29 protein-coding genes are annotated in these 26557 nt (G+C 58.7%); 3 read left to right on the forward strand and 26 right to left on the reverse strand.

The annotated features are described in order from the left end of the window. Positions 1 to 45 precede the first annotated feature (45 nt). The 4 genes from RF819_RS14545 to mltG are packed head-to-tail and all read right to left on the reverse strand — an operon-like array spanning position 46 to position 3078. Positions 46 to 417 carry a PilZ domain-containing protein gene (locus RF819_RS14545; protein ID WP_078365645.1) on the reverse strand — a complete coding sequence of 124 codons (372 nt, stop codon included), beginning with the start codon at positions 415 to 417 and terminating at the stop codon, positions 46 to 48. Further along, entirely contained in the window at positions 414 to 1427 is a 1014-nt protein-coding gene (locus RF819_RS14550; protein WP_078365646.1) for a DNA polymerase III subunit delta', read from the reverse strand. The genes RF819_RS14545 and RF819_RS14550 overlap by 4 nt, the downstream gene beginning before the upstream one ends. Then, positions 1424 to 2071, reverse strand: coding sequence for a dTMP kinase (gene tmk / locus RF819_RS14555; RefSeq protein ID WP_078366965.1), 648 nt, complete (start codon positions 2069 to 2071; stop codon positions 1424 to 1426). The genes RF819_RS14550 and tmk overlap by 4 nt, the downstream gene beginning before the upstream one ends. Before the next feature lie 23 nt (positions 2072 to 2094). Further along, positions 2095 to 3078 (reverse strand): endolytic transglycosylase MltG, encoded by a 984-nt coding sequence (gene mltG / locus RF819_RS14560; protein ID WP_280522501.1) that lies wholly within the window; start codon positions 3076 to 3078, stop codon positions 2095 to 2097. Between the two features lie 47 nt (positions 3079 to 3125). Between mltG and ygfZ the strand changes: the two genes are divergently transcribed. Then, the gene (ygfZ, locus tag RF819_RS14565; RefSeq protein WP_078366966.1) at positions 3126 to 4055 is read left to right on the forward strand and encodes a CAF17-like 4Fe-4S cluster assembly/insertion protein YgfZ; all 930 of its coding nucleotides are present in this window, start codon (positions 3126 to 3128) and stop codon (positions 4053 to 4055) included. Here the strand turns inward: ygfZ and RF819_RS14570 are convergent. The 4 genes from RF819_RS14570 to RF819_RS14585 all read right to left on the reverse strand — a co-directional run bounded on the left by RF819_RS14570 (position 4031) and on the right by RF819_RS14585 (position 7306). Next, positions 4031 to 5359: a sensor histidine kinase gene (locus RF819_RS14570; protein WP_078365648.1), complete on the reverse strand. Its 1329-nt coding sequence runs from the start codon at positions 5357 to 5359 to the stop codon at positions 4031 to 4033. The genes ygfZ and RF819_RS14570 overlap by 25 nt on opposite strands. Then, positions 5347 to 6024: a response regulator gene (locus tag RF819_RS14575; RefSeq protein ID WP_078365649.1), complete on the reverse strand. Its 678-nt coding sequence runs from the start codon at positions 6022 to 6024 to the stop codon at positions 5347 to 5349. Before RF819_RS14575 ends, RF819_RS14570 begins: the two co-directional genes overlap by 13 nt. Positions 6025 to 6137: 113 nt before the next feature. Next, positions 6138 to 6350: a hypothetical protein gene (locus tag RF819_RS14580; protein WP_078365650.1), complete on the reverse strand. Its 213-nt coding sequence runs from the start codon at positions 6348 to 6350 to the stop codon at positions 6138 to 6140. A 269-nt stretch (positions 6351 to 6619) separates the two neighbouring features. Next, on the reverse strand, positions 6620 to 7306 hold the full coding sequence (locus tag RF819_RS14585; RefSeq protein ID WP_143541722.1) for an ABC transporter ATP-binding protein: 687 nt from the start codon (positions 7304 to 7306) through the stop codon (positions 6620 to 6622). Here RF819_RS14585 and RF819_RS14590 point away from each other — a divergent pair. Continuing rightward, a complete protein-coding gene (locus RF819_RS14590) occupies positions 7305 to 7988 on the forward strand; it encodes an arylesterase (protein WP_143541723.1) in 684 nt (227 codons plus the stop codon). The two genes, RF819_RS14585 and RF819_RS14590, sit on opposite strands and share 2 nt — an antisense overlap. Further along, entirely contained in the window at positions 7985 to 9043 is a 1059-nt protein-coding gene (gene mnmH / locus RF819_RS14595; protein WP_078365651.1) for a tRNA 2-selenouridine(34) synthase MnmH, read from the forward strand. The genes RF819_RS14590 and mnmH overlap by 4 nt, the downstream gene beginning before the upstream one ends. Positions 9044 to 9057: 14 nt before the next feature. Here mnmH and RF819_RS21450 read toward each other — a convergent pair whose 3' ends face one another. The 18 genes from RF819_RS21450 to rlmN form a co-directional block, all read right to left on the reverse strand. Beyond that, positions 9058 to 9228, reverse strand: a complete 171-nt coding sequence (locus RF819_RS21450; RefSeq protein WP_169906453.1) for a hypothetical protein — start codon at positions 9226 to 9228, stop codon at positions 9058 to 9060. A gap of 42 nt (positions 9229 to 9270) precedes the next feature. Then, positions 9271 to 10476 (reverse strand): PLP-dependent transferase, encoded by a 1206-nt coding sequence (locus RF819_RS14600; protein ID WP_078365652.1) that lies wholly within the window; start codon positions 10474 to 10476, stop codon positions 9271 to 9273. Positions 10477 to 10526: 50 nt separating this feature from the next. After that, a complete protein-coding gene (locus RF819_RS14605) occupies positions 10527 to 11051 on the reverse strand; it encodes a phosphoribosyltransferase (protein WP_078365653.1) in 525 nt (174 codons plus the stop codon). A gap of 100 nt (positions 11052 to 11151) precedes the next feature. Then, a complete protein-coding gene (locus RF819_RS14610) occupies positions 11152 to 12528 on the reverse strand; it encodes an adenylosuccinate synthase (protein WP_078366969.1) in 1377 nt (458 codons plus the stop codon). A 20-nt stretch (positions 12529 to 12548) separates the two neighbouring features. Next, a complete protein-coding gene (locus RF819_RS14615) occupies positions 12549 to 13697 on the reverse strand; it encodes an ATP phosphoribosyltransferase regulatory subunit (RefSeq protein ID WP_078365654.1) in 1149 nt (382 codons plus the stop codon). A 59-nt stretch (positions 13698 to 13756) separates the two neighbouring features. Further along, on the reverse strand, positions 13757 to 13957 hold the full coding sequence (locus tag RF819_RS14620; RefSeq protein WP_338109557.1) for a DUF2065 domain-containing protein: 201 nt from the start codon (positions 13955 to 13957) through the stop codon (positions 13757 to 13759). Positions 13958 to 13959: 2 nt separating this feature from the next. Next, complete coding sequence (gene hflC, locus RF819_RS14625) at positions 13960 to 14862, reverse strand: protease modulator HflC (protein WP_078365655.1); 903 nt, start codon at positions 14860 to 14862, stop codon at positions 13960 to 13962. A 10-nt stretch (positions 14863 to 14872) separates the two neighbouring features. Continuing rightward, positions 14873 to 16270, reverse strand: coding sequence for an FtsH protease activity modulator HflK (gene hflK, locus RF819_RS14630; protein ID WP_078365656.1), 1398 nt, complete (start codon positions 16268 to 16270; stop codon positions 14873 to 14875). A gap of 39 nt (positions 16271 to 16309) precedes the next feature. Continuing rightward, a complete protein-coding gene (gene hflX, locus RF819_RS14635; protein WP_078365657.1) occupies positions 16310 to 17485 on the reverse strand; it encodes a GTPase HflX in 1176 nt (391 codons plus the stop codon). Next, the gene (gene hfq, locus RF819_RS14640) at positions 17463 to 17711 is read right to left on the reverse strand and encodes an RNA chaperone Hfq (protein WP_078365658.1); all 249 of its coding nucleotides are present in this window, start codon (positions 17709 to 17711) and stop codon (positions 17463 to 17465) included. Before hfq ends, hflX begins: the two co-directional genes overlap by 23 nt. A gap of 123 nt (positions 17712 to 17834) precedes the next feature. Further along, entirely contained in the window at positions 17835 to 19172 is a 1338-nt protein-coding gene (gene der, locus RF819_RS14645; RefSeq protein ID WP_078365659.1) for a ribosome biogenesis GTPase Der, read from the reverse strand. A 27-nt stretch (positions 19173 to 19199) separates the two neighbouring features. Then, positions 19200 to 20339, reverse strand: a complete 1140-nt coding sequence (gene bamB / locus RF819_RS14650) for an outer membrane protein assembly factor BamB (protein WP_078365660.1) — start codon at positions 20337 to 20339, stop codon at positions 19200 to 19202. Positions 20340 to 20342: 3 nt separating this feature from the next. Beyond that, positions 20343 to 21020 carry a YfgM family protein gene (locus RF819_RS14655; RefSeq protein WP_078365661.1) on the reverse strand — a complete coding sequence of 226 codons (678 nt, stop codon included), beginning with the start codon at positions 21018 to 21020 and terminating at the stop codon, positions 20343 to 20345. Between the two features lie 11 nt (positions 21021 to 21031). Continuing rightward, positions 21032 to 22345: a histidine--tRNA ligase gene (gene hisS / locus RF819_RS14660; RefSeq protein WP_207160720.1), complete on the reverse strand. Its 1314-nt coding sequence runs from the start codon at positions 22343 to 22345 to the stop codon at positions 21032 to 21034. A gap of 11 nt (positions 22346 to 22356) precedes the next feature. After that, positions 22357 to 23628: a flavodoxin-dependent (E)-4-hydroxy-3-methylbut-2-enyl-diphosphate synthase gene (gene ispG, locus RF819_RS14665; RefSeq protein ID WP_078365663.1), complete on the reverse strand. Its 1272-nt coding sequence runs from the start codon at positions 23626 to 23628 to the stop codon at positions 22357 to 22359. Further along, positions 23628 to 24572: a helix-turn-helix domain-containing protein gene (locus RF819_RS14670; protein ID WP_078365664.1), complete on the reverse strand. Its 945-nt coding sequence runs from the start codon at positions 24570 to 24572 to the stop codon at positions 23628 to 23630. Before RF819_RS14670 ends, ispG begins: the two co-directional genes overlap by 1 nt. Then, a complete protein-coding gene (pilW, locus tag RF819_RS14675) occupies positions 24565 to 25401 on the reverse strand; it encodes a type IV pilus biogenesis/stability protein PilW (protein WP_338109558.1) in 837 nt (278 codons plus the stop codon). The genes RF819_RS14670 and pilW overlap by 8 nt, the downstream gene beginning before the upstream one ends. Positions 25402 to 25404: 3 nt before the next feature. Next, the gene (rlmN, locus tag RF819_RS14680; protein WP_078365665.1) at positions 25405 to 26553 is read right to left on the reverse strand and encodes a dual-specificity RNA methyltransferase RlmN; all 1149 of its coding nucleotides are present in this window, start codon (positions 26551 to 26553) and stop codon (positions 25405 to 25407) included. Positions 26554 to 26557: the final 4 nt, after the last annotated feature.

The raw sequence follows: 26557 nt of genomic DNA on the forward strand, positions 1-26557 counted from the left end.
TCAATCGGTCAAGGTGGGATCTGCCCGCAATGTGGGGCAGACAGCTCAGATGGTTTGTGTCTGGCGGTCAGAGGCCAGTTGCGCGCCCAAAATCTCTTCGATCTTGAGCTTGAGGGCTTGTGCGTTGTCGTCTTTGGGAAAGCGGACACCCACGCCCTGGGTGCGGTTGTAAGCCGCCTTGGCCGGTGTCACCCAGGCGACTTTGCCAGCAATCGGGTAACGCTGGGGTTCGTCAGGCAGGGAAATCAGCACATACACCGCGTCGCCCAACACATAGTCGCGGGTGGTGGGAATGAACATGCCGCCCTCGGTGAACAGTGGAATGTAGGCTGCATACAGCGCAGACTTTTCCTTGATGGCCAGCTGGATCACACTGGGACGTGGTGTGCCCGGGGCATGGGTGGTGGTGGCGTTCATGGTTTGGAGTTTAGAGCCAATTGCGCCTGGCTGACCAGTGCTTCCAACATCAGCCCGGGGTTAAACGGATGCTCCACCGTGCGGCGCGTTTGTGCCAGCGACTTGGCCCAGTCGCTCAGGCTGTGCCAGGAACCCGGTGTGGGCAGGTCAGCCACCTCAAAATAACGTGGCTGGGCACCACTTTTGAGCGCCAGCAGGTCGTGGCACAACTTGTGCAGCGCATCAACCGTCTGCGCTGGCGTCCAGTCCTTGAACACCGCCACCTCGCCGCGCAACACCGCTTTGGGCAGCAGTCGCCAGCGATCACTCACCGGCGCCATCAACAAGGCGTCGGTCGGTCGGCCACCCGAGGCTCGCAACATCACGGCGGCCTGGGGTGCAGGCACACCTTGGGCCTGCAGCCAGCGCAGGGCGGTGTCGTGATCGGGCCAGACCATGGTGTGGCCCAGGCAGCGGCTGCGGATGGTGGGCAACAGCAAGTGGGCAGCGTCGGTGGCCAGCACAAATTTCACATCCCCGACAGGCTCCTCCAAGGTCTTGAGCAAGGCGTTGGCGGTGAACACGTTCATGCGTTCGGCCGGAAACACCAGCACCGCCTTGCCCCGGCCACGCGCGCTGGTGCGTTGTGCAAACTCCACCGCGTCGCGCATGGCCTCCACGCGGATCTCCTTGCTGGGCTTGCGTTTTTTGCTGTCAATCTCGGACTGTGCTTTTTCTCCCAGGGGCCAGCCCATGTCCAGCAGCACGGTCTCAGGGCACAACACACAGAGGTCGGCATGGGCGTGCACATTGATGGCGTGGCAGCTGGCGCAGACGCCACAGGCACCAGCTGGCCCGGCTTGGTCACACAGCCAGGCACGCACCAGGGCCATCGCCAGCTCGTACTGGCCCAGGCCCGAAGGACCGGCCAGCAGCCAGGCGTGGCCACGCTGTGTCAGCAGGCTGTGCAACTGGGCCGTGATCCAGGGTGCCACGGTCTGACTGGGTGTTGTCTGGTCTGCAGACGTCATGCCAGCCAGCCTTGGTGTTGCATCACTTGCCGCACTTCTTGCCAGACGGCGTCACGCGCCTGGTCGGCGTTGATGCGGGCAAAACGCTGCGGGTCGGCCTGCAGGCGCTGGGCGTAGCCATCGCTGACACGTTTGAAAAACGCGGCGTTCTGTGACTCGAACTTGTCGGGCACACGGGCTCCGGCCAGGCGCTGGGCGGCAATCTCAGGGTCCAGCTCAAACCACAGCGTGACATCGGGTTGACGCACAAAAATACCCTCTGGCCCTTGTGTAGTCTGGATCATCCGCTCCAGATTCAGGAGTGTTTCCCAGTCGTAGCCGCGACCACCGCCCTGGTAGGCGAAGGTGGCGTCGGTGAAGCGGTCGCTGATCACCACCTCGCCGCGTGCCAGGGCGGGCTCGATGCGTTGTTGCAGATGGTCGCGCCGGGCGGCAAACACCAGCAGCGCCTCGGTCAACGCGTCCATGGGGTCGTTGAGGATCAGAGTGCGCAGTTTCTCGGCAAGCGGTGTGCCACCGGGCTCACGTGTCAGGGTGACCACCCTGCCCTGCGCCTCAAACGCGCGTGCCAAGGCATCGATGTGGGTTGATTTGCCCGCGCCGTCGATGCCTTCAAAAGTGATGAACAGTCCGTGATGTGTCATGAAAAAAAGAATGTTGGCGCGCTTCAACGCCCAAGCTGGTATTTGGCCACCGCGCGGTTGTGCGCGTCGAGTGTCTCGCTGAACTGGCTGCTGCCGTCGCCCTTGGCGACAAAGTACAGCGCCTTGCTGGTGGCGGGTTGCGCGGCCGCCAACAGCGCAGCTTTGCCGGGCATGGCAATCGGTGTGGGTGGCAGGCCAGCGCGGGTGTAGGTGTTCCAGGGGGTGTCGGCCAGCAGGTCACGGCGGCGCAGGTTGCCATCAAATTTGTCACCCAGACCGTAAATCACGGTGGGGTCGGTCTGCAGCATCATGCCGATGCGCAAGCGGTTGGTGAAGACCGAGGCAATCATTGGCCGGTCACTGGCCAGGCCGGTTTCTTTCTCGATGATGCTGGCCAAGGTCAGCAACTCGTCCGGACTTTTCAGCGGTGAGTTGCTCGAACGGGTTTGCCAAGCGGACGCCAGGTGTTTGTCCATCGCGTGCAACGCGCGCTTGAGCACCGCCAGGTCACTGCTGCCCTTGGTGTAGGTGTAGGTGTCGGGGTAAAAACGTCCCTCGGGCGCGAGACCCGGACGCTCCAGCTTCTGCATGATCACATCAGCCCCTAGCCCTTGTGTATCCTGGGTAAGCTGCTCTGCTTTCTGGAGTACTTGGCGGAATTGTTTGAAGCTCAGGCCCTCGACCAGGGTCACCGCACGCAGGGCTTCTTCACCACGCACCAGCTTGGACAACAGGCTGCGCGGGCTGACTTCACCCTGCAACTCGTAGCTGCCTGCCTTGATCTGGCGCGATTCACCAGACAGGCGAAACCACCAGTACAGCAGCTGCGGCGAGGTGGCCACACCAGCGTCGACCGCGTCTTGCGCAACACCACGCGCACTGGTACCGGGCTCGATCGACAAGTCCACCACCGGCGCGCGCAAGGCCAGCGGCTGGTTGATCCACCACACCCCCAGGCCTGCTGCGCCCAGAATCACCATCACTACGAAACCGATTAGTCGCTGCACAACCCCGCTGCCTTCCCCACATTGAACACCGCATCATAATGCGCGGCATGCAACAACAACTTGACGGCGTGGCCCGGCTGACACATTCAGGGCTGATACGTGCACAGGGCGAAGATGCTGCCAAATTTCTGCATGGCCAGTTCACCCACGACTTTGTGCTGCTGGGTCAGAACCAGGCCCGGCTGGCGGCATTTTGCAACGCCAAAGGGCGTGTGCAGGCCAGTTTCATCGGCTTCAAACGCAGCAACAGCGACATCCTGCTGGTGTGCAGCCGCGATTTGCTGGCGACCACCCTCAAGCGCCTGTCGATGTTCATCCTGCGGGCCAAGGTCAAGTTGACCGATGCCAGTGAGGACTTTGCGCTCTACGGCTTGGCGGGCTCAGCGCTGCAACATGCTACGTCACAGATAGCAAACTACCCAGACAACACCTGGGCCAAGACCGATTTGGACGAGGTATCTCTGATCAACCTCTACCCCGCCGACGGTGTGCCACGTGCTTTGTGGTTGGCTCCTGTGGCTCAGCCAGCACCCGCAGGCGAGGCCTTGACTGAGGCACTGTGGGACTGGAGCGAGGTGCGCAGCGGCATCGTCACCTCAAGCCAACCCATTTTTGAAGCCTTTGTGCCGCAGATGCTCAACTACGAGTCGGTCGGTGGTGTGAATTTCAAAAAAGGCTGTTACCCGGGCCAAGAGGTGGTGGCGCGCAGCCAGTTCCGTGGCACGCTCAAACGCCGCGCTTACCTGGCTCATGCAGAGGCGCCGCTCCAAGCCGGTGACGAGGTGTTTTTGCCCGCTGACGAAGGCCAGCCCTGCGGCACCGTAGCGCAAGCAGCCGCAGCGCCAACAGGCGGGTTTGACGCCATCGTCTCGATGCAGATCAGCGCCTTTGAGGCCGGTGGTGTGCGTCTGGGCACGGTGGACGGGCCGACGTTGACCCTGGCAGCGCCGCCCTACCCTTTGCTGGCCGACATCTGAGCCGGAAAAGTCACCCGCACCAACAAGCCCGGCCCTGAAGCCGGGTCTTCCAACACCAGGCTGGCCCCGTGCTTTTGCACCACCTCCAGCACAATCGCCAGGCCCAGGCCCGCGCCGTCCACGGCGGCGTTCACCCGCACAAACGGCAGCAGCATGCGCGCACGCAGCTCCGGCGCGATGCCGGGGCCGTGGTCACGCACCAGCAAAGTCACACCTTGTTCATCACCCCGCAGGTTGACCTCGACCACCGCATCGGGCGGTGAGAACTTCAGCGCATTGCCCAGCAGGTTGTCCAGCAGCAGCCGCATGTCGTCCGGATCACCCTGCACCACGGTAACGCCGTGGGTTTCCAGCGCAAACTCGATGCCGCGCTGGCTGGCCAGGGTGGACAGACCCACCAGCGCGTCCTGAGCCAGTGACTGCAGATCAACTACCACGCTGGGCCGGGGTTTGGCTCGGGCTTCCAGCCGGGCCAGGGTCAGCATCTGTTGCAACAGGTGCTGGCTGCGTTGTGCGCCCAGTTTGAGGCGGCTGGCCGCCTGGCGCATCTGGGCCGTGTCCTGGCTGCCCAGCAGGTTATCCACTTCCAGGCTGATCGCGGTGATCGGGGTGCGCAGTTCGTGCGCTGCGTTGGCAATAAAACGTTTGTGGGCCTGCAAACTGGCGTCGAGTTGCTGCAGCAGCCGGTTGAGGGTGTCCACCACGCTGGCCAGTTCGGTCGGCGCCTCGGGTATCTCCAGCGGTGCCAGCGAACTGGCGTCGCGTCGGCTCAGCTCGTCGTCAAGCTGGCGGATCGGTGCCAGGCCACGCCTGAGGGTGAAGTTCACCAGCAGCGCACCCACCAGCACCACCAGCATCGACGGCAGCAGCACCTCCAGCACCGCGTTCCAGCGCAACTCGTCACGCAGGGACTTGGCATGCATCACCTGCACCGTGCGTTGGCCGTTGCTGATGGTGAAGACTTTCAGCGTCACCGCGTCCGCCTGGTGGCCACTGCGCACCAGGGACAGGCCCGGCGGTGTGTCCAGGTCCACGTCGATCTGCTCGCTGGAGCGGTACAGCAGCGAGCCCACGGCGTCCCACACCTGCACATCCAGGTGCAAGGCCGGGTCATCGTCCCAGGTTTGCCGGGTGCCTTGCAGGTCGCTCAGGATCAAGGCGCGCGCCACCTGTTCCAGCTGGTAGTCCAGCATGTCGCCCTGTTGGCGGTGGACCTGCATACGTACCACCAGGCCCAGCACCAGGCCCACCAGTAACATGCCCAGCAGCAGGCGGACTTTGAGGCGTTTTTCTAAAGAGAACATGCGGGTTCGTCGCGCGGCACAAAGTAGCCCACGCCGCGGATGTTGAGGATGCTCTGGGCACCCAGCTTGCGGCGCAGGTTGTGGATGTTGACCTCCAGCGCATTGCTGGCCACCTCTTCGCCCCAACCCAGCAAGCGTTCTTCGAGCTGGGCGCGTGACATCGGCATACCCGGGCGGCGCATCAGCAGCTCCAGCAAGGCAAATTCACGCGCAGACAGGCTCACCACCGTGCCGTCTTGGGTGACCAGTTTGCTGTCCGGGTGCAAGGCCAGCGTACCGCTGCGCAGCACCGGATCGGCCCGGCCCGAGCGGCTGCGGATGGCTGAGCGCAGGCGCGCGGCCAGCTCGTCGATGTCAAAAGGTTTGAGGATGTAGTCATCGGCCCCCGCGTCCAGCCCCGCCACCCGTTCGCTCAAGGCATCCCGGGCGGTCACGATCAGGATCGGCAGGCCATGGCCACCGCTGCGCAGATCACGCAGCACCTGCATGCCGTCGCGCTTGGGCAGGCCCAGGTCCAGCACCACCGCATCAAAGGGTTCTGTGCGGGCGCATTGCAGACCCAAGTCACCGTCGCGCACCCAGTCAATCGTGATGCCCAGGCGATGCAGCCCCACACGCACCGCTTCTCCAATCAGGGGATCGTCTTCCACCAGCAACACACGCATCGGTTTTTCCAGAACAAAGAACTGATTTTCAGCTTAGCACGCCCACACGCAACAAAGCCGCGCAAAAGCGCGGCTTTGTTGTGAGGCGGATAGGCCACCTCCGGTCAAGCGGTTTAGCTGGCGACCGCTTCTTTCTTGACGGCCTTCTTGGCAGCGTGTTTTTTCACGACCTTCTTGGCCGGTGGGGTCACCGCTGCGGGTTCGGCAGCGGTCGCGGTGGCGGCCGGAGCTGCCGGCGCTGCGGGAGCCTCAGGGGTGGCGGCAAAAGACAGGCTGGCGCCCAGAAGACCAGCGGCAAGGCACAAAGCAGAGAGACTTGATTTCATGATGTTTCCTTGACAGATTGAGGTTGTTTACTCAGGGGTTGGTTGCTCACCAACTGAGGGGAACTGTAGAACCCGCAACTTAGTCTGGCCTTAGGCTTGGCTTAGCCAAAACTTAAGGTGGAGGTCCGGCCAGCACAGCGCGGTTGAAACGCTTCCAGTCCAAGCATTCACCGTCGCCCTTCGTTGTTCAAGCCACACCCGCAGAGCCAGCAAGAAAATATCAAAATGATAGCGATATACCCTTTTTGCAAAAGGGCTGGAGGCCAAAACTAAGCAGATTCAGCATCCAGGTGAACCCGACCCGCCTCGATCGTGATCACGCGCTGGCAACGTGCCGCCAGCGCCTTGTCATGCGTCACCAACACCAGGGTGGTGCCGAGTTCGCGGTTCAGGGTCAGCATCAGCTCCATCACTGTCTCGCCGGTGGCGAAGTCCAGACTGCCCGTGGGTTCGTCCGCCAGCAGCACCGCCGGTTGCACCACAAAAGCGCGGGCCAGCGCCACGCGCTGTTGTTCACCGCCCGAGAGCACCTTGGGGTAGTGCCCCAGGCGCTGTGACAGCCCCACCCGCGCCAACAACTCGGTGGCGGTCTGGCGGGCGTGGCGGTGTTTGGCCAGTTCCAGCGGCAGCATCACGTTTTCTAAGGCGGTCAAGTTGCCCAACAGCTGAAAGCTTTGGAACACAAAACCCACTTTCTGGGCACGCAGTGCGGCACGTGCGTCTTCGTCCATGGCAAAGATATCCTGGCCTGCCAGACGGACGGTACCTTGGCTGGGCACATCGAGGCCAGCCATGATCGACAACAGCGTGCTTTTGCCCGAGCCGGAAGCACCGACAATGGCCACGGTTTCCTTCTGCTTCAACTGGAAATCGATATCACGCAGAATGTCGAGTGTGCCGGTCGAGTCGGTGACAGACTTGAACACGTGGTCGACCGAAATAATGCAATCTGACATGGGGCTTTTTTTGAATGTAATCAACTTGAATCGTCGTCACTGTATCGCGTTGGCCAGTGCACTGGCTTTGGCAGGGATTAACAGCGGCGCAGCACAGGCCCAAACCATGAGCTCACCACCCGCAGGACCCACCATCGTGGTGCTGGGCGACTCGCTGAGCGCCGAATACGGCATCAAACGCGGCAGCGGCTGGGTGGCCTTGCTGGAGAAAAAACTGACCACCGAAAAAATCGCCGCCAATGTGGTCAACGCCAGCATCAGCGGCGACACCACCAGTGGCGGGCGTGCACGTCTGGGCGCGTTGTTGGACAAGCACCAGCCCAACCTGGTGGTGATTGAACTGGGTGCCAATGACGCCTTGCAGGGGTTGCCACTGGCCCTGACGCAGGGCAACCTGAGTGCCATGGTGCAGTCGGTGCAGGCCACCGGGGCCAAGGTGCTGCTGGTAGGCATCCAGGTGCCGCCCAACTACGGGCGCGACTACGGTGAGCGTTTTGCTCGGATGTATGGGCAGGTGGCCAAAGCCAACAAGGTCGCTCTGGTGCCGTTCATGCTCAAAGGGGTGGCCGATGTACCTGACAGCCTGAAGTGGTTCCAGGCAGACCGCATCCACCCGCTGGAGGCAGCGCACCCGATCATCCTGGCCAACATCTGGCCCGAACTCAAAAAGGTGCTGCGATGAGTCTGACCCTGGTGGCGGCCAGCGAGGTGATAACACGGCTGGGCGACTTTGACACGCTGATTGACGCGCGCAGCGAAGATGAATTTGCGCTGGACCACCTGCCCCATGCGCTGAACTGGCCCACGCTGAACAATGCCGAACGCATCCAGATTGGCACCTTGTACAAACAGGTCAACCCGTTTGAGGCGCGTAAACGCGGTGCTGCCATTGCCGCACGCAATATCGCGGCGCATATTGAGCGCGAGGTGATTGATAAGCCGAAGGACTGGAAACCGCTGGCCTACTGCTGGCGGGGCGGCCAGCGCAGCGGCGCCTTGTCGCTGATCCTGAGCCAGATCGGTTTTCGGGTGACGCTGATCGAGGGCGGCTACAAGGCCTTTCGCGCGGCCCTGTTGCAGGACATTGACCAGATCGTGCCCAGACTGCGCTTCACCGTGGTGTGTGGTCCCACCGGCTCGGGCAAAACCCGTTTGTTACAGGCCTTGTCGACACAAGGGGCGCAGGTGTTGGATCTGGAAGCCCTGGCCAACCACCGCAGTTCGGTGCTGGGCGCCATCCCTGGGCAGGCGCAGCCCACCCAGAAGCGTTTTGACACCCTGATCTGGGACGCGCTGCGTCAGTTTGACCCGCTCAAGCCCGTGTTTGTCGAGAGTGAAAGCAAAAAGGTGGGCAATGTGTCGGTGCCAGCCAGTCTGGTTGAGGCCATGCGCCAAAGCCCCTGTCTGAACCTGCAGCTGACGGACAGTGAACGGGTGGCCTTGCTGATGGAGGACTACGACCACCTGGTGCGTGATGTGGACTTTTTGTGTGACCGGCTGTCGGTGCTGATCCCGTTGCGGGGTCGCGCGGTGGTGGCAGGCTGGATGGCGCAGGCACGTTCAGGCCAGTTGGCGCAGGTGGTGCAGGATCTGCTCACCCAGCATTACGACCCGGCTTACCTGCAATCGATGCAGCGCAATTTTGTACAGTTTGAAGATTCAACAACCATAGCACCCGAGGACCGCTCCATGAGGGCTATGGCTGATTTGAGCAGACAGATCCTGCAGTCGGGCTGAAGCCCTGAGCCCGGTTAGCCGGGCTGGCCAGACGCGTCGTTGGGTGTGGACGGCGCGCCCGCGTCATCGTCTGGCAGCGGATCACCGGCCTTGCGCTGGGCTTTTTCCTTCAGCTTTTCTTCTTTTTTCTTCTTTTTGGCCAGTTCTTTCTGACGCTTCTCGTAGCCGTAATTTGGTGTTGCCAATGTAGTCTTTCAGTGTTGAAGGCCCGATTTTAACTGCAGGCCTCACACCAGCCGACGCAAGGCCTGCGCCAGATCAGCCTGCAAATCTTCCACCGCCTCCAAGCCAATCGACAAGCGCACCAGCGTACCGCGCGCCAAGTGGGCGGGCCAACTGGGACGCATGCTGGCCAGGTCATACGGCACCACCAGGCTGACGGGGCCACCCCAGCTGTAACCAATTTCAAACAGTGCCAGTGCGTCACAAAACGCATCCACCTGCGCCTGGCTGTACTCGGGTTTGAACATCACACTGAGCAGGCCCGCCGCGCGGCCTAGGTCACCCTGACACACTTGCAGCCAGTGGGCGTGACCCGGTGAATTGGCCAGGGCCGGGTGCAACACCTGGGCAAACTCAGGCCGGGTCTGGCACCACTGGGCCAAAGTCCGGGTGGCCTGGTCATGGGCGGTGTAACGCAATTGGATGCTGGGCAGGCCACGCAGCACCGCCTCCACATCATTGGCCGCCACACCCAGACCCAGACGCATGTGGCACAGCTTGAGCCGCATGTGCAAGCCCGGGTCACGGGTGATGACACTGCCCATCAGCACATCCCCGCCGCCGCTGGGGTATTTGGTCAGGGCATGGACCGAGATGTCGACTGCGAGCGGCTGGGCTGCGCCGGGCAACAAGTCAAAGGGCGCAAACGCCAGACCCGCACCCCAGGTGTTGTCGAGTGCACACAGCACCTTGGCCGCTTGGCAGATGCGCACCTGTTCGATCAGGTCCGGGAACTCTAGCGTGACCGAACCTGCCGCTTCCAGCCACACCAGCCTGGTGTTGGGGCCAATCTTGCCGGCCAGGTCCTGCGGGTTCAGGGCGTCATAAAACTGGTGGCTGATGCCCCAGTGGCGCAACTCGGCTTCGGCCAGCGCCTTGCTGGGGCCGTAGGCGTTGTCCGGGATCAGCACCTCATCGCCCGTTTTCAGCAGCGCCAGGGACACCGTCGCAATCGCTGCCAGACCGCTGGGCACCAAGAGGCACTGCTGACCACCTTCCAGCGTACACAGCCGTTCTTCCAGCGTGTAGCTGGTGGGGGTGCCGTGTAAGCCATAGGTGTAGGCCGTTTTGTCTTTCCACTCAAAGTGCCGCATCGCCGCCACATTGGGAAAAAACACCGTGGAGGCCTTGAACACACCGGGTTGGGGTGCCCCAAAACCTGCGGGAGGCACATAGCCGTGGTGGATCAGGTCGGTGCTGGAGACTGTCATGTGCGTGGTGCTTTAAAACCCAAAAACGCTTACCAATCAATGGATTGTGATCAAACGCTCCACTTCTGGATGAGCTGTTCTGGGCGCATGTTGTCGTAGCCCTCGAAGGGCTGGTGGATCCACGGGTTGGTCGGCAGATAGTCCACGCAGTAGTCCGGGGTGAAGATCGAGATCGCCTTGGTCCAGATCACCGCGCTGCGCAGCTCGGTGATCGGTTTGTAGTTGTTCTTGAGCTCTTCAATCACCTTGTTCAGGGTGTGGCCGGAGTCGGCCAGGTCGTCCACCAGCAAGACCTTGCCGGCAATCTGGCCCTTGGGGGTGGTGATGTAGTGCGCGATGTCGAGCTTGCCCTGCACCGTGCCCGCTTCGGAGCGGTAAGAACTGGTGGACATGATGGCCAAGGGTTTGTCAAACACGCGCGAGAGCACGTCGCCCGGGCGCATGCCACCGCGTGCCAGGCACAGGATGGTGTCAAACTGCCAGCCCGACTGAAACACCTTGATGGCGAGTTTTTCGATCAGATTGTTGTATTCGTCGTAGCTCACATACAGGTGTTTGCCGTCTTCTGTCAACATGGATATGCTCCTGTAAAAATAGCTGCTTACGCAACAGGTATAAGGGCCAGAGGCCGATTACTTATATAAATTGAAAATTTGGTGATCAACGACTGGCCGCTCAATCGGCCAAGAACGGGTGACGCATCATGATGGTGTGGTCGCGGTCCGGGCTGGTCGACACCACATGGATCGGCACACCGGTGACCTGCTCGATACGCTGCAGGTACAGCCGCGCGGCGGTGGGCAACTGGTCGTACTGCGTGATGCCCACGGTGCTGTCGCTCCAGCCTTCCAGGGTTTCATACACCGGCTCGCAGCGGGCGATGTCGTCAGCACCCATCGGCAGGATGTCGGTGAGTTCACCGTCAAGCATGTAGCCGGTGCAGAGTTTCAACTCCTTGAGGCCATCGAGCACGTCGAGCTTGGTGATACACAGCCCGGTCAGGCCGTTGACCTGGGCCGAGCGTTTGAGCAGCGCGGCATCAAACCAGCCGCAACGGCGGCTGCGCCCGGTGGTCACGCCTTTTTCAGCACCCACGGTGCTCATGTGGTAACCCGGTGTGCCCTCCACTTCCCACTCCAGCTCGGTCGGGAACGGGCCGCCACCCACACGGGTGCAGTACGCCTTGGTGATGCCCAGCACGTAATGCAACATGCCCGGGCCCACACCGGAACCTGCGGCCGCATTGCCGGCCACGCAGTTGCTCGATGTCACGAATGGATAGGTGCCATGGTCGATGTCCAGCAGCGTGCCTTGGGCACCTTCAAACAGCAGGTTTTCACCATTGAGGTGGGCGTCGTTGAGCTCGCGCGACACGTCAGCCATCATCGGCCTGAGCAGTTCAGCGTGGCGCATGGCTTCGTCATACACCGGCTGGAACTGCACCTCACCGTCTTTCATGTACGGAGACAGCACCGGGCCGAAGTCGAAGCTGCGTGAATTCAAGTAGGTGGTCAACACATGGTTGTGCAGGTCCAGCAGTTCACGCAGTTTGCGGGCAAAACGCTCGGGAAACTTCATGTCCTGCACACGCAGGGCACGGCGGGCGATCTTGTCCTCATAAGCTGGGCCAATGCCGCGGCCGGTGGTGCCGATCTTCTCCACCCCACCCTGCTCGCGTGCGGCCTCACGGGCCACGTCGAGGGCTGCGTGGAATGGCAGGATCAGCGGGCAGGCTTCGCTGACGCGCAGGCGGGAGCGCAGCTCGACACCAACCTTTTCCAACCCGGCGATTTCGTCAAACAGCTTGGCTGCTGAGAGCACCACACCGTTGCCGATGTAACACTTGATGCCCGGGCGCATGATGCCGCTGGGAATCAGGTGCAAGGCGGTCTTGATGCCATTGATCACCAGCGTGTGGCCAGCGTTGTGGCCGCCCTGGAAACGCACCACGCCCTGGGCGCTTTCGGTGAGCCAGTCCACCAGTTTGCCTTTGCCCTCGTCGCCCCACTGGGTGCCGACGACCACCACATTACGTCCTTTGATTGCAGTCATGTTGTTCCGCTTGGTTTCACTCAAATTGTTTGCACAAGCCATTGCCCGGCGGACTCGACGAGTACGCGGTCGCAATGGAATTCATCTACTTCACTCTCATGGCCCGGTAACACACAGACCACCACCTCACCCTGCGCACGCAGTGTGGTGATGGCTGCCGCCAACCTGGGCTCCTGGCGCCACGGCGCACGAATGGCCGCCTGCAGGGGGCGCGCTGCCACCGCAGACACCAAGGTTTTGATGTCCAGGCTGAAGCCCGCTGCCGGACGGTTGCGGCCAAACACCGCACCCACTTGGTCGTAACGCCCACCACGCGCCAGAGCACCACTGCCACCCGGCGCATAAATGGCAAACCGGGCACCGGTGTAATAGGCATAACCCTGCAAATCCGCCAAGTCAAACGTGACCTGAACGCCTGACAGTTGGCCAGCGAGTTGCTTCAAATTTTGAAGCGCCTCAGCCACACCGGGTAAGGGCGGAAGGGCTTTTTGGGCCTCATCAAGCACGGAAGCGTCACCATACAGCTGCACCAGAGTCAACAGACCCTGGCGAATGTGGGCGGGCAAATCACGTGTCAGTGCTGTCAACTCGGGGCTGTCTTTGGCCGCCAGCGCAGCGTACAAAGCGGCAAGTTGAGCCGACCCCAGCGACAGGCCCGACAACATGGACTTGACCAGACGCGCGTCAGCCAGGTCAACACTCGGGTTCTCCAACTTGGCAGCCTTGAGGCAGTCCAGTGCCAGCGTCAGAATCTCGATGTCGGCTTCCAGACCGGCATGGCCATAAATTTCGGCACCAAACTGCAAAGGTTCACGCGTGGCATGTGGTGCACCTGGCAAGGTGTGCAACACCGGGCCGCAGTAACACAGACGTGTGACACCGCTGCGGTTGAGCAAATGGGCATCGATACGAGCGACCTGGGGTGTGCTGTCAGCACGCAGGCCCATCATGCGCCCCGAGAGCTGGTCAACCAACTTGAAGGTCTGCAGATCAAGCGCCACACCGGCACCGGTCAACAGGGATTCAAGATGCTCCAGCAACGGCGGCATGACCAGCTCGTAGCCATAACAACGCGCCGCATCCAGCAGGTCACGACGCAGTTCTTCGATGTGCCGTGCTTCAGACGGCAATACATCGGCAATGTGATCCGGCAGGACCCAAGCAGACATGGATAAAAAAGGGAGGCTGTTAAAACCTGAATTCTACCGGGCGAATGCCGGACCCTGGCTCAGGCCAGCCACCAAATCAGCGTCAGACCGAGCAACAGGCTCAGCAAACCGAAGAAGCGCAGCTGGCCGTCGCTGAATTTGAGGATCTGCAGGAAGGTTTGCCGCCAGGTTGCCGGTGAGACAAAAGGCATGAAACCCTCCACCAGCAAGACCAAGGCAATGGCCAGCCAGAACGTGCTGCTGTTCAGGCCGGATTCCATGGCTACTTTTTGCCGCTGGCAGCGGGCGCAGCACCGCCACGCATGGTTTTGAAGAAATCAGAGCTGTTGGGGTCCAGCACCATCACGTCGCTCTTCTTGGCGAACGTCGCTTTATAGGCATCCAGACTGCGGTAAAACTGGGCAAATTGCGGGTCACGACCAAAGGCTTCGGTGTAGGTGCGCGCTGCCTCGGCATCGCCTTCACCCTTGATTTTCTGGGCATCGCGGTAGGCATTGGCCACCGTCACTTCGCGTTGGCGATCCGCATCGGCGCGGATTTTTTCACCCTCGGCCGCACCGGTGGATCGCAATTCGTTGGCGACGCGCTGGCGCTCAGCTTCCATACGCCGGTAGACCGACTCGGTGATGGCATCCACATAGTCAACCCGGGTGATACGCACATCCACCACGTCAATCCCCCAGGGTTTGGCGCCACGCACCTGGCTCAGCACCTCGCCCTTGACGTCGTCCATCAACTGCTCGCGCTTGGCTGACAACAGTTCTTTGACGGTGCGTTTGTTGATTTCTTCCTGAAACGCATTGCGTACCACGCGGTTGAGCTGGCTGGCACCCGCTGCCTCGGTGGTACCGACATTGCGGATGTATTCGGTGGGCTCAGAAATGCGCCAACGCACATACCAGTCGATCACCACCCGCTGCTTTTCAGCGGTCAGCACCGGTTCATTGTCGGTGCTGTCCAAGGTCAGCAAACGTTTGTCAATGTAGGAGACATTCTGAAACGGGGGCGGCAACTTGAAGTTCAAGCCCGGTTCGGTGATGACGTCCTTGATCTGCCCCAAGGCAAACACCACACCAAATTGGCGCTGATCCACCACAAACAAGGTCGAACTGGCCAATGCCAGCAGCAGCAAGACGGTTGAGAATAAAAAACCTAAGCGATTCATCAGGGAACTCCTAGCGGGTTTCGCGCGTGCGGTCACGAGCGGCGTCGCGGGTACGGGTATCGGTCGCCGCAGCGGTGCCTACAGCCGGGGTACTTGGCGCGGTAGCCGGTACAGCGGTGACGTCTTGCGAGACCTGTCCGGTCATTTGAATGATTTTGTCCAACGGCAAATACAGCAGGTTGGAACCCTGTTTGGTGTCCACCAAAACCTTGGTCACATTGCTGTAAATCTGCTGCATGGTGTCGATGTACATGCGGTCACGGGTGACCTGAGGCGCCTTCTGGTACTCAGCCAGCACCGATTTGAAGCGCTGAGAATCACCCTGGGCTTGTGCCACGATACGTGCCTTGTAGGCATCAGCTTCCTCTTTCAGCCGGGAGGCTGCACCCACGGCACGCGGAATCACATCATTGGCATAGGCCTGGGCTTCGTTCTTGGCGCGTTCACGCTCCTGTCCGGCCTTGAGCACATCGTCAAACGCCGCCTGTACTTGCTCAGGTGGGCGAACCCCCCCCTGCTGCAGGTTGATACCAACAACTTCAATACCCACCTTGTAGCGGTCCAGGATTTTTTGCATCAGGTCACGCACGCGTGGCGCAATCTGGTCGCGTTCATCTGACAAGGCGCTGTCCATACGCATTTTGCCAACCACCTCGCGCACGGCAGTTTCGGCGGCCTGGACCACGGCATCGGCTGGGTTTCGGCTTTCAAACAAAAACGCCCGCGCGTCGTTCAAACGGTACTGCACCGCGAATTTGATTTCGACGATGTTTTCGTCTTCTGTCAGCATGGCAGATTCACGCAGGCCGGTGGCCTTGATGATCACATCACGCCCAACATCCACAGATCGGATCTGGGTCACAAAGACCAGCTCATGACGCTGAATGGGGTAAGGCAGACGCCAGTTAAAACCGGCACCCACAGTGGAGTTGTATTTGCCAAACTGGGTGATGACCGCCTGCTGCCCTTCTTGCACGATGAAAAAACCGGTGCCAAGCCAAATCAATACGGCCACACCTGCTATCAAACCTGCACCAATGCCGGCTGTCTTCATATCGGGCTGGAAACCGTTGGGACCACCCTTGCCCCCCCTGCCGCCACCAAAATCACCGCCATTGGGCCCACGGCCACCCGGTTTGGCGTTGCCAAACAGGCCACCCAATTTGCGGTTGAAGTCACGCCACAACTCGTCCAGATCCGGTGGACCCTGGTTGCCTGAGCCCTGTGGTTTACGGTCTTCGTTTTTTGGGGGCTCCGATGCCGCCGGTGGCGGCCGGTCTGCATCTCCACGCGTACTCTCATCGGGCTTGTCATCACTGCGGCCCCAGCGCGGATCATTGAGATTGAACATGCCTTGGAGGCGTCGCGGTAACAGCGCCAAACTCAAAGTGGGTAATTGGAATTTCATCGCATCAGCTCTTATCTAATAAGTATTGATTGTGCCGAATCAAAAGGCAGCCTCATGACCTGGAGGGAAATCTGTGGCCACCAAGCTGGGACGCTGGGCAATCACTGCTTGTGTGAGAAGCTCCCGCAACCCAGCGACACCCTCGCCGCTCTGAGCACTCAAGAATATCCGTGGTGTTGGTGTGCCGTCGAGTTCGTAGCTGTCTTGCAACACAGGGGGGCGACGGTCGGGCGCTACCGCATCCAGTTTGTTGAAGATCAGAATTTGGGGAATGTCGTGTGCACCAATGTCCTTCAGAACACGTTGCACCTCAGTGATTTGGTTGAGGTAGTTGTCGTTGGAAAAGTCAACCACATGCAACAACAAATCGGCATCGACCGCCTCTTGCAAGGTGGCCTGAAACGCATCGATCAGCCCGTGCGGCAAATCACGGATAAATCCCACGGTGTCAGACAAAGACACCATGCGTCCGACATCCCCTAGGTACAACTGACGGGTGGTGGTGTCGAGTGTGGCAAACAATTGGTCGGCGGCATAGGTGCGGGCCTTCACCAATGTGTTGAACACCGTTGATTTGCCGGCGTTGGTGTAGCCGACCAGTGAGATGTTGAAAGCCTCGCGTCGATCACGCTGGCGGCGCTGGGTGTTTCGTTGGCGTTTGACTTTGCTCAACCGTTCCTTGATGCGCTTGATGTTGTCACCGATCATTCGGCGGTCAAGCTCAATCTGGGTTTCACCAGGGCCCCCTCGCATACCAATGCCACCGCTTTGGCGCTCCAAGTGGGACCAACGACGCACCAAGCGGGTGCTCAAATACTGCAGTCGGGCCAGTTCCACCTGCAATTTGCCCTCATGACTGCGTGCACGCTGGCCAAAAATCTCCAGGATCAACAAGGTGCGGTCATTTACCGGCAACTCCAGATGCCGCTCCAGATTACGCTGTTGGGCCGGACTGAGGCTTTGGTCAAACAGGATTTCCTGTACACCCAGTTGCTGGGCCAACATTTTGATTTCGTCAGCTTTGCCGCTGCCGATGAACAGGGCCGCATCGGGCGCACGCCGTTTACAGGTGACGCGTGCAACCGGATTCAACCCGGCTGTCTGGGCCAGCAAACCGAGCTCTTGAAGCTCGGCATCAAAATGGGGTAGTCCAAAATCAACACCCACCAACAAGGTGGGTGCCTGATTGAGATCAAGCGGCGGCAGGTTGGTCACCCTCAGTGGCAGAGAAGTTGACGGCGCGCCCGGGGACGATGGTCGAAATGGCGTGTTTGTAAACCATTTGGGTGACGGTGTTGCGCAACAACACAACATACTGGTCAAACGATTCGATTTGACCTTGAAGCTTGATGCCGTTGACCAAGTAAATCGATACAGGAACATGTTCTCGACGCAAAGTGTTGAGAAACGGGTCTTGCAAAAGTTGGCCTTTGTTGTTCACGATATTCTCCGTGTTCGGATAATGAAAGAAAAAGAAAGAGTCACGATACCACAGCCATCTGTTGCAGCGGCTTCAGAGTGGACAAATCCACCACAAAAATGTGGAAGGGATGGCTTGATTCACTCAGTCGGTCTTGTCGGCAAATGGATTTGCTGACGTTTTCAGCTCGATGCGCAAAGGCGTACCCACCAGATCAAACGCTTGCCGGAAGCGACCTTCCAGAAACCGCTTGTAGGCGTCGGTGACATGCTCAAGCGAATTGCCGTGAATCACGATGATCGGCGGATTCATGCCACCTTGGTGGGCGTAACGCAGTTTGGGCCTGTACATGCCAGAGCGTTTCGGGCTTTGGAACTGCACAGACTCCAGCAACAAACGTGTCAGCACTGGGGTGGACATCTTGCAGTTGGCGGCCTTGTAAGCCTGGATGATGGATGCCCACAAAGGACCCAGACCCTGACGTTTTTGGGCAGAAATCAGATGCATGTTGGCAAACTTCAAGAACGCCAAACGAGTTTCAATGGAGCGCTTCACCAACTCGCGCTGGTAGTCGTCCACCGCATCCCACTTGTTGACAGCCAGCACCACTGCCCGGCCATTTTCAAGGATGTAACCCGCGATGTGTGCATCCTGGTCGGTGACGCCTTGGGTGGCATCGATCAACAACAAAACCACATTCGCCGACTCGATGGCTTGCAGGGTTTTGACCACCGAGAATTTTTCGATGGCTTCGAACACCTTGCCACGCCTGCGCAAACCAGCCGTATCAATCAGCTCAAACTTCTGGCCTTCACGCTCAAATGGCACGGAAATGGCGTCGCGCGTGGTTCCAGGCAAGTCAAAAGCGACCAGGCGTTCTTCACCCAACCACACATTGATGAGGGTTGACTTTCCCACGTTGGGGCGACCCGCCACAGCGAGTTTGATCACGCCTGGCACGGTTTCCTCATCATCTGGGCTGTCCGGCAGGTTCAGCGGTTTGAGCGCCAGATCCAGCAAAGAACGGATGCCCTGCCCATGTGCTGCAGACACCGGCAACACCTCGCCCAGCCCTAACTCGTAGAACTCGACCAAATGAGCGCCTTCCAACATGCCTTCGGCTTTGTTGGCGACCAGCAAACAGGGCTTGCCCAAACGCCTGAGGTAGTTGGCAATGTCATGGTCTTGTGCAGAGACACCTCCTCGTGCATCCACCACAAAAACAATGACATCGGCCTCTGCCACGGCTTGGCGCGTTTGTTTGGCCATTTCTTTGTAGATGCCGCTGGTGGCATCTGGCTCAAAACCGCCGGTATCGATGACGATGAATTCTTGGCCGCTGTGTTTTGCGTTGCCATAGTGACGGTCACGTGTGAGACCGGAGTAATCCGCCACGATGGCGTCACGTGACTTGGTTAGTCGGTTGAACAGAGTGGATTTGCCCACATTCGGGCGGCCCACGAGGGCCAATACGGGCTTCATGTTGATTGATCAGTCGGTGGTGACGTGCTACTCGGGCTGAAAGCCAAAGACCGTGCCATTGCGGGTAACAGCAACCAAAGTGGTTCCTGCAACCACCGGGGTCGCCACAATGGCAGAACCATCCGTGGACAAACGTGTGAGTGGTGTGCCGTCGGTACGTGCTACAAAATGGAGGATCCCGGTGTTGTCACCGACCACCACAGAGCGTCCTAGCACCAAGGGTGTGCCAAGTTGCCGGTAACGCAGGCGCTCTGAGGTCCAGGTACGGACGCCGTCGCTGAGTCGCCATGCCATCAGCTTCCCGTCAGCTTCAGCGCCATAGACCTGTTTCTCATCCCCGCTCAAACCAACCCCACCCGAAGCGGGCTGTTTCCAGATGACATTGCCCTGGTTTGTGTTGACGCAACCTACCGCAGCCTGGAACGCACGCGCACAAACCACATTTCCTTCACGGCTGACGCCCGCAACCAGGTCCACCAAACGCTCGATATCGTTGGTGCCACGTGGCGTCGCCAAAGGTGCATCCCACACCACATTGCCAGTGAGCGGGTTCAGACCAACCAGTCTGCCACTCAATCCCACGACCAGTGTGTTGTTGACCGCCAGGAGCGCACCGGCCTGGCGCAGCACCAGAGCTTCCCCAGGCCGTTGGTTGGACCACAATTTTTTGCCGCTGCGTGCATCAAATGCAGAGACGACTCGGTCTGCACCCAGCACAAAAACACGCTCGCCCGCTACCAAAGGTGCAGTAAACACTTGGCTTGACAGCCGCACACGCCAAAGCTCACCCTCGGCAACCATGGTGACCAGCTGGTTGTCTCGGGTAACCACTGAGGCGTACGTGCCGTCGCTGCCGACCCCCGCCGAAATCTGGGTGTCTAACTTGATTCGCCACAGGGAAGCGCCAGTTTGTGCGTCCAGCGAGCTCACGTTGCCGTCCGAACTGGCCAGCGTCACAGCATTGGCGGAGGTATTTACAGCCAGCGGGAAATCCACTTTGCCGATTTGGGCTTTCCAGACGGTTCGAACGCCCAGCAAGGCAGGGTCGGCGCCTAATTCGGCTGGTTTGGGTGCCTTTGATCCACTGGCACAGGCTGCCAGCAGACCAACCAGGACCACACTCACGCCGACTTTGAAGAAGCGATCAACTGTGAATTGGTTCAACATGGACTATTTCCCTTGTGCGGCGTCGGCCGGGGCAGTGTTTTGCACATTGACGCCCAAGGCGCCAAGCTTGATTTCGACCAAACGCCGGTATTCTGTCAAGGGGTCAAACAGGCGGTAGGCCTTTTGATACTCTTCAACCGCTTTGGACCTATTGCCTTGCAGCGCAAGAATGTCGCCTTTTCGATCCGCGACCAAGGCCTCAAAACCCGCAGGAAAACTGCTCCCCAATTGGCTCATTGCGCCATCCAAATCCTTGGCATCCATCAGAATCCCCGCTAGGCGTAGTTTGGCCACAGCTTGGTAACCCGCATCGGAAGATTTTTCGGCCACCCAGAGTAGCGTCGATTTGGCAACATCAGCTTTGCCAGTTGTTGCATAGTGTCCAGCAACCAGCAAGCCTGACTGCTGGGCGTAGGCCGTGGATGCAAAGCGATCTTTCATATCTGAAAAAACACGGTCAATCTTGGCTGAGTCGCCAGACTGAATGGATCGCTCGACCTCATCAAACAGCGCCGCAGCCTGATTGGCTTGGCTACGTTGCCAATAGTTGTAAAAATTCCAGCTGGCGAAAGCTGCCAGCACAACAATCAATACCCAGGTGATCAGATTGCCGTATTGCTTCCAGAAATGCTTGATCTGGTCAAGCTGTTCCTGTTCTTCAAGATCCAATTGGTTTGCCATGACGTGATTCGCTAAACGGTTGATTGTAGAGTTGGGGCCCATGTGGCCAGATCGGCCAAGGCTTGTGAGGTTTGAGCAACGGCAGCATCACGCAACGGTTTGATCGTGACCTGTTTTGCCTTGATCTCATCGGGTCCAAAAACCAAGGCGTAGCGTGCGCCACTGGCATCTGCACGTTTGAACTGGCTTTTCATACTGCCCATCCCCTCTAAGGAGCTGGTATGCATTTGTACGCTGATGCCCGCAGCGCGCAAAGACTGCAGCGTTGACAGAACCAAAGGCATGGCAGATGTCTCTGTCACGATGGCATAGGCGTCGAGTGGCGCCCCGGTACCGGTCAGTCCAGCGGTCTTGGCCAACTCCAGTACCCGGTCAACACCCAGTGCCCAACCAACGGCAGGCGTTGACTTCCCACCCAATTGTTCAAACAAATAGTCGTAGCGTCCACCTGCACAAACGGTGCCTTGTGAACCCAGACGATCGGTGGTGAACTCAAAAACCGTCAGGTTGTAATAGTCCATGCCACGCACCAGCCGCGGGTTCACGGTGTAGGCCACGTTGTTGGCCTCCAGGATGGTCTTCAAACTGTTGAAGTGGGACAGAGAAGCCTCACCCAAAAAATCCAGCAGTTGGGGCGCAGCGTTCACCAGCCCCTGCATTTGTGGATTCTTGGTGTCCAAAATGCGCAAAGGGTTGCTGTGCAAGCGTCGGCGTGCATCCTCATCCAGCACATCGGCGTGTTGCTCAAAGTAGGCAATCAGCGCCTGCCGATGGGCCAAACGTTCGGGTGGTTGACCCAGACTATTGAGTTCAAGGCGGACATCTGTCAAACCAATTTCAGCCCACAGTGCTGTGGCCATCAAAATCAGTTCGGCGTCAACTTCGGCCCCAGAAAAACCCAAGGCTTCGGCGCCAATTTGGTCAAACTGCCTGTAGCGACCTTTCTGCGGCCGCTCATGTCGGAACATGGGCCCCATGTAATACAGGCGTTTGCCACCGTCATACAAGAGGCTGTGTTCCAGCGCAGCACGCACCACACCAGCGGTTGCTTCCGGGCGAAGGGTCAGAGGGTCGCCGTTGAGGCGGTCCTCAAAACAGTACATTTCCTTCTCAACAATATCCGTCACCTCGCCCAAACCACGGACGAACAAGGGTGTGCGCTCAACAATGGGGGTACGGATGTTGCGGTAGGCAAAACGTGACATCAAGTCACGAACCTTGGCTTCAAACCATTCGACAACGGCTGAATCAGGGGGAAGCAAGTCATTCATGCCTTTCACGGCTGTCAACTTGCCCACAGGAGAGGGGGATACTTTTTCTGTCATGGAAGGCGGGGTCACATCTGGGAAACGGTTGTTGCACCAAAGCGTTTTTCAACATAGTTTTCAACAACAGCCTGGAATTCTTCGGCAATCGCATCACCGCGCAGGGTCATGCGTTTTTCGCCATCGATAAAAACTGGCGCAGCAGGTGCCTCACCGGTGCCGGGCAAGCTGATGCCAATGTCTGCGTGTTTGCTCTCGCCTGGGCCATTCACAATGCAGCCCATCACGGCAACCTTCATTTTTTCGACACCAGGGTATTTGCTGCGCCATAGGGGCATCTGCGCACGCAAAAAAGCCTCGATACGCTGGGTCAACTCCTGAAAGGTGGTGCTGGTGGTTCGGCCACAACCAGGACATGCGGTCACGCTGGGGACAAAAGAACGCATGCCAAGTGCCTGCAAAATTTCGGCGGCAATCACCACCTCTTGTGTTCTGGACTCACCAGGCTGTGGCGTCAAAGACACCCGAATGGTGTCTCCGATACCTTCTTGCAACAGCACAGACAGCGCTGCGGCAGAGGCCACGGCGCCTTTTGTGCCCATACCAGCTTCTGTTAAACCCAAATGCAATGCGTAGTTGCAACGTTTGGCAAGTTCTCGGTATACCGAAATCAGATCCTGAACGCCACTCACTTTGCAAGACAGGATGATCTGGTTCGGATCCAGCCCCATCTCAACAGCTTGTTGCGCGGAATCCAGCGCCGAAGTGACCAAGGCCTCATACATCACCGACTTGGCACCCCATGGCGAGTCCCGGCGGCTGTTTTGGTCCATCAGGTCGGCCAGCAGAGCCTGGTCCAGGCTACCCCAATTCACCCCAATGCGTACGGCCTTGTTCCACTTCACAGCGGCTTCGATCATCAGGCCGAATTGCTTGTCCCGCTTGTCCCCCTTTCCCACATTGCCTGGGTTGATCCGGTATTTGGACAAGGCCTGCGCACATTCCGGGTAGTCTGTCAGCAAACGATGTCCGTTGTAATGGAAGTCACCAATCAGTGGTACATCGATGCCCATGCGGTCAAGTTGATCTCGAATGTGCGGCACGGCCTGTGCTGCCTCGGGCGTATTCACCGTCAAACGCACCATCTCTGAGCCGGCCACAGCCAGTTCCTTGATCTGGATAGCAGATCCAATCACATCCACCGTGTCCGTGTTGGTCATGGACTGGATCCGTACCGGAGCTCCACCTCCAACCGTGACAATTCGACCGCCCCAGACAACTTTGGCCTGCCTGGATGCGCTGGTTTGTGCTGTCGCTTCTGCAATAGGCTTGGCTGTATTCATCACTTCACCTCAAATCGCGCAACATTTTCGCGAGCCAGAGGCGTCAGATCCAGCGGCTTTCCGCGAACAACCACCGACACCATATCTGCACGCCCCACCACAACCGACAAAGGCAGCTGGCCTGCCAAGCGAATCACTTCGCCACTCTGCATCAACTTGCGCAACTTGGACTGCCCTGCACTGTCAGTGACTTCAACCCATGATTCACCATGGCCACTCAGCTCAAGCACGCTTGCAGAACTCATCACCTCTGCGCTGGCTACATTCACTGGCGTACTGACCGGAAGTGGGAAAGCAGCATTCACCGCTTTGCTTGCTGATGCAGCTGGTACCTCCGCAGCAACGGGAGCTTCTGCCTGAATGCCAGACGGGGGCTGTGTCAAAACAACCGCTTCCTCAACCCCATTGGCAGACACCTGCGGACTTGGGGCGGGTTGCTCCGTGACCAGCATGGGTTCAGCGGCCTCTTTGGATACGAGGGAAGTGTCCTCAAACAAAGGAGCGACCGGCCAAGCCAGGATCACCACAATCGCAACGATCAAAACCAAGACGCCGAGACCAAGGGGGCTGGAAAGCTGCGCCAACACACCTTGGCGCGATGCCCCAGTGGAATCTTTGAAACTCGTGTTCAAGCCAGCCTCATTGATTTTGAACTGGTTGAACTGAGGTTCCGGCAAACTGGCCATGATCGGCGCAGGATCAACTTTCAAGGCGCGACAAACACTCAGAGCCAGTGAACGCACAAAAACCATGTCGGGCAATTGGTCAAAGCGACCAGCCTCCAGAGCTTCGAGTTTCTTGACCGGCACTTTCAAGGCGACGGCCAAGGCGGCAATATGCAGCCCCTGCACCTCACGTGCCTCTCTGAGCAGAGCCGCTGCCTGCATCGGCGCAGACTGGACTGCAACATCCGTCACATCGCCCTCAAGACCCAGATCATTCATCAAAAGCTCCACGCTGGAAAAAGGCAGCCTGCGGCGACTCGGGAAAACGCTTGATCAACTGTTCACCAAGCTGGTTCATCGCTTCAAGATTGGCCATACGTTTTTCTATCTTGATACCGAGCCACAACGTCTCTGCGTTGGCCAAATCGGTGTTGTTCAATCGACGGATGTAGAACTGCGCCCGGACATACTCTTTTCTTTGAAAAAGAACATTGGCCAGGTTGTACCCTGTGACAGGGTTGGCAGCGTCATATTCGTATGACTTCATCAGACTGACCTCTGCCTCTGGCAATTGGCCCGCTTTGAACTGGCACACACCCTGCGCCATATGCGTTTTAGCGCGCTCGTTGTACAGCGGGTTGGCCAGGGCCTGACTGAAATAGTTCATCGATTGGGCAAATTGCCCGTTCTGGCACTTCAACCACCCCATGTTGTGCAACACGTGGCTGTCCCGAGGTTTGAGCGACAGAGCTTTGTTGAAACTGTCTTCAGCAATGGTGTAGTCATTCAAGCGCATGTAAATCAGTCCGCGCAGGCTGAAAGCGTCTGAATAACTTGGATCGACCGCAATGGCCTGCTTGATTTCGTCCAAAGCGACGGTGGTCTTGCCTTCTTCAAGGTACCCCAGCGCCAACTCCATCCGGATACGTGCCCGCTTGCGCTCAGCACTCACATCCGACTCGGTGACGATGTCCTCGTGCACCTCACCCACTCGGCTTGAGCCTGTCGGACCAGCACAGCCGCTGAGTGTCAACCCATTGCACAAGACGCAAGCCGCCAAAAGCAACTCTAGACGACTTGTCGATGTGATTTTCATCGTGACTTTCATGGTTCAGATTTTCGCATCGCTTGGGACATCCAAAGGACTTGAATTCAACTCAGAACTACGTTGACGGGCAATTCGCACAGTCACCCGGGTCCGGTCAACCACATCACCTGCAAGCTGACCACAGGCCGCATCAATATCATCACCACGGGTCTTTCGCACGGTGGTTGTGATGCCTGCTTCGCTCAGGATTTTTGCAAATCCTTGGACTCGCTCCGGCTTGGACCGATGCAGGCCGGAGGCCGGAAAAGGATTAAAGGGGATCAGATTGAATTTGCACCACGACACCGAGTTCCTGTATTTCTTTACCAACTGGACCAGTTCCTGCGCCTGCGCATCGCTGTCATTAACCGCGTCGAGCATGCAGTATTCAAAGGTAATGAAATCCCTTGGGGCATGTTCGAGGTAGTTAACACACGCTGGCATCAACTCTTCAAGCGGATGTTTGATGTTGAGTGGCACCAGGTAATCACGCAATGCATTGTTGGGCGCATGCAGAGAAACAGCCAAGGCCACTGGGCATTCAACGCCCAACAAGTCCATTTTCTTGACCAAACCAGACGTCGACACCGTGACACGACGACGTGACAAGCCATATCCGTGGTCGTCCAACATCATTCGGAGAGCCGGAATCAGTGCTGAATAGTTCTGCAAGGGCTCACCCATGCCCATCATCACGGTGTTGGAGATCACCCGCTCATCGCGTTTGAGATGCTTGCGCAAAAAATGCTCGGCAAACCAAAGTTGCGCGATGATTTCACCCGTGGTCAGGTTGCGACTGAAACCTTGATGCCCGGTTGAGCAAAATCGACAACCCATGGCGCATCCGGCCTGGGTCGATAGACACAGCGTCCCTCGGTCATCCTCCGGGATAAAGACCGTCTCCACGGCGTTGCCACCGCCTACATCGAAGAGCCATTTGATGGTGCCATCCGCAGAAATATGCTGGGAGATGACATCCATCGCCTTGACATGGGCAACACCCTTGAGTTTTTCGCGCAAGGATTTCGCCAGATCGCTCATGTCCTCAAAACGAGAACATCCTCTTTGGTGGATCCAGCGAAACAGCTGAACAGCGCGAAAGCGCTTCTCGCCCAGCCGCTCGCAAAAAGCGGCCAAACTCTCGAGGTCGTGTTCGAGCAGGTTGACCGTCATACTG

This window comes from Rhodoferax fermentans (assembly GCF_002017865.1).
GTDB lineage: Bacteria > Pseudomonadota > Gammaproteobacteria > Burkholderiales > Burkholderiaceae_C > Rhodoferax > Rhodoferax fermentans.

Coding starts and splice junctions, on each gene's coding strand:
- RF819_RS14620 (WP_338109557.1), bottom strand. CDS start 13,957: ATGGAATCCGGCCTGAACAGCAGCACGTTCTGGCTGGCCATTGCCTTG.
- RF819_RS14590 (WP_143541723.1), top strand. CDS start 7,305: ATGGGGCTTTTTTTGAATGTAATCAACTTGAATCGTCGTCACTGTATC.
- RF819_RS14570 (WP_078365648.1), bottom strand. CDS start 5,359: ATGTTCTCTTTAGAAAAACGCCTCAAAGTCCGCCTGCTGCTGGGCATG.
- RF819_RS14605 (WP_078365653.1), bottom strand. CDS start 11,051: ATGTTGACAGAAGACGGCAAACACCTGTATGTGAGCTACGACGAATAC.
- RF819_RS14580 (WP_078365650.1), bottom strand. CDS start 6,350: ATGAAATCAAGTCTCTCTGCTTTGTGCCTTGCCGCTGGTCTTCTGGGC.
- ispG (WP_078365663.1), bottom strand. CDS start 23,628: ATGAATACAGCCAAGCCTATTGCAGAAGCGACAGCACAAACCAGCGCA.
- RF819_RS14600 (WP_078365652.1), bottom strand. CDS start 10,476: ATGACAGTCTCCAGCACCGACCTGATCCACCACGGCTATGTGCCTCCC.
- RF819_RS14655 (WP_078365661.1), bottom strand. CDS start 21,020: ATGGCAAACCAATTGGATCTTGAAGAACAGGAACAGCTTGACCAGATC.
- bamB (WP_078365660.1), bottom strand. CDS start 20,339: ATGTTGAACCAATTCACAGTTGATCGCTTCTTCAAAGTCGGCGTGAGT.
- ygfZ (WP_078366966.1), top strand. CDS start 3,126: ATGCAACAACAACTTGACGGCGTGGCCCGGCTGACACATTCAGGGCTG.
- RF819_RS14585 (WP_143541722.1), bottom strand. CDS start 7,306: ATGTCAGATTGCATTATTTCGGTCGACCACGTGTTCAAGTCTGTCACC.
- RF819_RS14610 (WP_078366969.1), bottom strand. CDS start 12,528: ATGACTGCAATCAAAGGACGTAATGTGGTGGTCGTCGGCACCCAGTGG.
- RF819_RS14575 (WP_078365649.1), bottom strand. CDS start 6,024: ATGCGTGTGTTGCTGGTGGAAGACGATCCCCTGATTGGAGAAGCGGTG.
- hflC (WP_078365655.1), bottom strand. CDS start 14,862: ATGAATCGCTTAGGTTTTTTATTCTCAACCGTCTTGCTGCTGCTGGCA.
- RF819_RS14615 (WP_078365654.1), bottom strand. CDS start 13,697: ATGTCTGCTTGGGTCCTGCCGGATCACATTGCCGATGTATTGCCGTCT.
- RF819_RS14545 (WP_078365645.1), bottom strand. CDS start 417: ATGAACGCCACCACCACCCATGCCCCGGGCACACCACGTCCCAGTGTG.
- der (WP_078365659.1), bottom strand. CDS start 19,172: ATGAAGCCCGTATTGGCCCTCGTGGGCCGCCCGAATGTGGGCAAATCC.
- RF819_RS14550 (WP_078365646.1), bottom strand. CDS start 1,427: ATGACGTCTGCAGACCAGACAACACCCAGTCAGACCGTGGCACCCTGG.
- RF819_RS14670 (WP_078365664.1), bottom strand. CDS start 24,572: ATGAATGATCTGGGTCTTGAGGGCGATGTGACGGATGTTGCAGTCCAG.
- tmk (WP_078366965.1), bottom strand. CDS start 2,071: ATGACACATCACGGACTGTTCATCACTTTTGAAGGCATCGACGGCGCG.
- rlmN (WP_078365665.1), bottom strand. CDS start 26,553: ATGACGGTCAACCTGCTCGAACACGACCTCGAGAGTTTGGCCGCTTTT.
- hisS (WP_207160720.1), bottom strand. CDS start 22,345: ATGACAGAAAAAGTATCCCCCTCTCCTGTGGGCAAGTTGACAGCCGTG.
- pilW (WP_338109558.1), bottom strand. CDS start 25,401: ATGAAAGTCACGATGAAAATCACATCGACAAGTCGTCTAGAGTTGCTT.
- hflK (WP_078365656.1), bottom strand. CDS start 16,270: ATGAAATTCCAATTACCCACTTTGAGTTTGGCGCTGTTACCGCGACGC.
- mnmH (WP_078365651.1), top strand. CDS start 7,985: ATGAGTCTGACCCTGGTGGCGGCCAGCGAGGTGATAACACGGCTGGGC.